The organism is Photorhabdus sp. CRCIA-P01, from assembly GCF_003545805.1.
GTDB classification, from domain to species: domain Bacteria; phylum Pseudomonadota; class Gammaproteobacteria; order Enterobacterales; family Enterobacteriaceae; genus Photorhabdus; species Photorhabdus antumapuensis.
Window position 1 is genome coordinate 1 of sequence record NZ_NMQR01000111.1, and the last position, 4,021, is coordinate 4,021.

General features: G+C 47.0%; 4 protein-coding genes and 1 pseudogene. 4 read left to right on the forward strand and 1 reads right to left on the reverse strand.

Features of this window, described 5'->3' with window-relative positions; translation table 11 throughout:
• Positions 1 to 214 precede the first annotated feature (214 nt).
• The 3 genes and pseudogenes from D3222_RS23760 to D3222_RS23770 all read left to right on the forward strand — a co-directional run bounded on the left by D3222_RS23760 (position 215) and on the right by D3222_RS23770 (position 3,403).
• Positions 215 to 1,527 (forward strand): annotated as a pseudogene (locus tag D3222_RS23760) (integrating conjugative element protein).
• A 2-nt stretch (positions 1,528 to 1,529) separates the two neighbouring features.
• The gene (locus tag D3222_RS23765) at positions 1,530 to 1,901 is read left to right on the forward strand and encodes a hypothetical protein (RefSeq protein ID WP_118988268.1); all 372 of its coding nucleotides are present in this window, start codon (positions 1,530 to 1,532) and stop codon (positions 1,899 to 1,901) included.
• A complete protein-coding gene (locus D3222_RS23770) occupies positions 1,898 to 3,403 on the forward strand; it encodes a conjugal transfer protein TraG N-terminal domain-containing protein (protein WP_118988269.1) in 1,506 nt (501 codons plus the stop codon). Before D3222_RS23765 ends, D3222_RS23770 begins: the two co-directional genes overlap by 4 nt.
• Positions 3,404 to 3,455: 52 nt before the next feature.
• Here the strand turns inward: D3222_RS23770 and D3222_RS25305 are convergent, their stop codons facing one another.
• Entirely contained in the window at positions 3,456 to 3,758 is a 303-nt protein-coding gene (locus D3222_RS25305; RefSeq protein ID WP_157975431.1) for a hypothetical protein, read from the reverse strand.
• Between the two features lie 120 nt (positions 3,759 to 3,878).
• Between D3222_RS25305 and D3222_RS23775 the strand changes: the two genes are divergently transcribed.
• A partial coding sequence (locus D3222_RS23775) for a transposase family protein (protein WP_198672911.1) occupies positions 3,879 to 4,021 on the forward strand: 143 nt, incomplete at its 3' end.

The following is a 4,021-nucleotide window of genomic DNA, read 5'->3' on the forward strand; positions in this document are numbered from 1 at the left end:
ACGGGAATTATGTCTTTGCATTGTGGCAACCATATAGTTGTTGTCAGCGGCGTGGACAGACTTTTCTCTACAGTACAGATTTTTGATACTGGGATCATGGGATGAGACAACGATTATTTTTGCCGGTATTGGTAGCACTGGCGTTTATGAGTGTTCCTGTTGTTCAGGCGGTAGTTTTGCCATTGCGGACAGCCCGATAGGTTACGGGAAAAGCATGAATGGCGCTGTATCGGACAAACTGTTTTACAACATTGGTGGCGGATCAGTGATATCACAGCCGGCGACCCGCAGCAATCTGCAACATTTGGGCGGATTAAACCTCGGTTGGAGCAGTGACCTGATGTGCGGTAACTTTGATTTAAAAACGACGGTAGGGAATCAGCTTAATGGCCTGACTTCGGGTTTTAAAAACCTGATGGGCGAAGTGATACAGGGAGCTACTGGGGCCGTAGCCAGTTTGCCGGCAATGGTTATCCAGCGTGCTATCCGGGATTATATGAAATGCTGACCAACGGTGTATTACAGGCAGGCATTGCATTCGACAAATCACAACTGAGTTGCCAGAACATGTCACAGCGTATGATGGATTTTTCCGATAGCAGTAAATGGACTAAAGCGGCGTTGATGGAGGAATACAAAACGTTGGTGAATACCGGCAACGGTGATGCGGTTGGCACGACACAAAAAATGGAGGTTGCAGACGGTACACAAGGTTCAAACTGGATAGGGGGTGAAAAACGGGGAGGAAAAGGGCAGAAAGCCATTCAGCCTATCCGGGATCTGGCAAAAGCCGGCTTCAATATGATGAACAACCTGCCGGCGAATAGCCATGCCAATGTCAGCCGTGGTCAATGTAATGGTGCTGCGTGCCAGAAATTCAAGAACAGTGAAGAAGCCGCCGCCGCAGTAGTCAGGGTGTTAGGTGATCGTTCGGTTAGAACCTGTATTGACAGTCGTCAGTGTACCAGTGGTGGTACCGAAGATCAGCCAGGTGCGAGTGTCGCTGGGACGGGGTTTGCGCCGATGCTGGAAGAGGCTACCAAAACCAACATTGAGCAATTGATGAAACTGGTCAGCGGGGAAAATGCTCCCACCGTAGTCAATCTGGCAAAACTCAAAACGGGTAGCCTGGCGGTGACTCGCGGGGTTATCCAGGCACTGAAACGTGATCCGGACAGTGGTGCGCTGGTGAGTCGGTTGGCCAGTGAGTTAGCGATGGCAGACACCATTGAGACCGCGCTCACTATGCGGCGAATGTTGATAACCGGACAGGCAGAGCCGAATGCGGCTGCTCAGACGCAAGCTATGGAAGAGAGTGATCGTCGCATTACGATATTGGACAGAGAAATTGTCGCTATGAAGAATGAGATGGAGCTGCGCCGGGCGATTGCACAAAATACCGCCCTGACCGCGCTTGAGCGTGAACAAAATCGGGTAGAAATGAATTTGCAACGGCAGTCCACCGATAATACCGACAGTCGTATTAACACTTTGTCTGTGCCGCCAAAAGGGCGTGAAGGACAATAATGATGTCTGAGCAAAGTGAAATCCGGGTACCTACTGGCACTAAACAAAGGTTGATAGTGGGACTGAAACGGAATCTCAGACGAGGGTTAATCGTCATGCTGATGATGGGGTGCATGTTACTTGTTGCCGTAGTTGGCTTGGCGTATCCGTCTCAGATCAATGCCTTACAACATTGGATGTACACGACCCGTTACGGTTGGCTGGTTTGGCGATTGGTCATGTACAGTGTTATTGCTTGTTTCATGTGGCAGCTTTGGCGATTCCCATTGCCGTTAACACAGAAAGCTGCTTTGAAACGGATTGCGCTAATTTCGCTGGGATTTGTGGGCTTTTGTGAGTATGCCATGTTCTTCGTCTCCGGAGAGCAGTCATGACAACTTACAGCTATTTGGAATATTTTCTGACCCTGCTGGGTTGGATGGTGAATAATGGCTTGTGGAATGTGCTGTTGGCCACTGGGTTATTTGTGCTGCCGCTGACATTTAAAATTATAGGTATCTGGCTGAAAGTCCGGGAAGAAGGGGAGGATGAAGGGAATAAGGGCATGCTCTCAGTGACCCGGATTGAAAACACCTTGTATGGTGCTTTTCTGGTGATGATTGCTTGCTGTGTGCCGTTGGTCAATGTGAGTCTGAGTACCATTACGTATGATGACTCGCGGGCAAAAAGTTGTGGTACTTGGACACCGAAACCGGCTGAAACGGGTTATGCGTCAGTGATATCGTCGCTTGAGGGTAAAACAGCAGTCGCTCCAGTTTGGTGGATACTGGTTCATCAAATTTCCAAAGGGGTCACTCAGGCCGCAATAGCTTCTCTTCCCTGCCGCCCCGACCTGAGGCAACTGCGTTTTGAGGTCCAGCATACGCAGATTAATAATCCGGCATTGGCTCAGATATTACAGGATTTTACCCATGACTGTTATGCGCTGGCATTGTATCAGTGGAAACGCCGGGACGAGGGAAAAACCCTGGATGAAGCGGTATTACGGGATATTGAATGGTTGGGGTCAAAAACGTTTCTGAATGGGGCGGGTTATTATGATGCGCTTCAGTCAAAAACGCCCCGGCCGGATTTTCCCTGGAAACCGCGCCGTGATGATGGTTTTGCTAATACGGGACAAGGCGGCTATCCGACCTGTAAGGAATGGTGGTCAGACAGTCAAGTAGGATTGGAAAAACGGATCATGGCGCAGGCTGAGCCAGGCATGTGGTTTCGGTTATCGGCGGCATTGAAATTGATGGGTAAGGAGACATCAGAGTATAAGGAGGCAGTGATACGGCGTTTGGTGAGTCCGGAAAGCCTGACAACATCTCAGGGGGGACATGTCTATGCAGGTTACGGGGGGAACGCGGATTTTACCCTGATGAATTCAGTGGGCCGTCTGGCTTCATTAGGTGGGATGTCGTTGGGCAGTCTGGCGGCATTTCCGGCATTTGATGCAATGCGCCAGGCATTACCAATGGTGCAGGCTGTTATACTGATGGCAGTGACTATCATATTACCGCTGATTATAGTATTTGCTGTCTACGAATATAAGACGGTCATTACGCTGACCTTTGTCGTGTTTGCGTTGAACTTTTTGACATTTTGGTGGGAATTGGCACGCTGGTTGGACAGCTGGTTATTGGAGGCATTGTACGGTTCGGATACGCACAGCCGATGGAATATGGCCGGTTTTCAGAATAGCACAGACGATATCATTATGAGTTTTGTGATGGGAGCGATGTTTATTGTGTTGCCGGCATTGTGGATAAGTGCGTTGTCGTGGGCTGGAGTTAAAGTTGGTGGAGTAATAGAAAATGCAGGCAGCACAGCAACTAAGGATAGCAAGGCGGCTGGCAGTCAATTAGGTTCTAAGATATCTGGAAAGCTTTAATTGTTACTTAGTATAGCCTGATATAGATGACTGGATAGGGTTACTCTTGATCTCAACAGTCATCTGATTCCCATGAATGTCTTTTATAGGTGTCTTTATCCCAATCTTGTTCCCACGAAAAACGTTCATAAGCAGTTTTTTGCTCACTTATATTTGAATTTTTTTTATTCCACATGTTTTGAGAAATTCCTAGTAATAATACAAAGGCCAGTATAACCATTATAGCTATAGCCAATGACCCAAGCAGTAATGCAATAACTGAGCTGCCAACAAATAGATAAATTGGTAAATGTCCTATCCAACTAGGGAGATTGTATTTGTGGGCTTTGGCAACACAATGTGAATCCCAGGGCAAGATCTCACAATTTTAACAAGGTTATTTGGGTTAAATAAAGACCAAAATATAACTTTTTATAGCCACTTCTCTCATTAAAACGTTAAGATCTCTCTATTCTATAAAAGCGTGATCTTAATAATGAGTATTTTCAACTTTATCAGCAAGATAGATGACCCACGTTCTGACATCAATAAAAAACATGAATTAATGGATGTGATTTTTTTAGCTTTTTCTGCTGTGTTATGTGGGGCTTCTGGCTGGAAATCAATCCAGGAATTTGG

Excerpts from the sequence above, each read along its gene's own strand:
- D3222_RS23765 (WP_118988268.1), top strand. The coding sequence starts at position 1,530 with ATGTCTGAGCAAAGTGAAATCCGGGTACCTACTGGCACTAAACAAAGG.
- D3222_RS23770 (WP_118988269.1), top strand. The coding sequence starts at position 1,898 with ATGACAACTTACAGCTATTTGGAATATTTTCTGACCCTGCTGGGTTGG.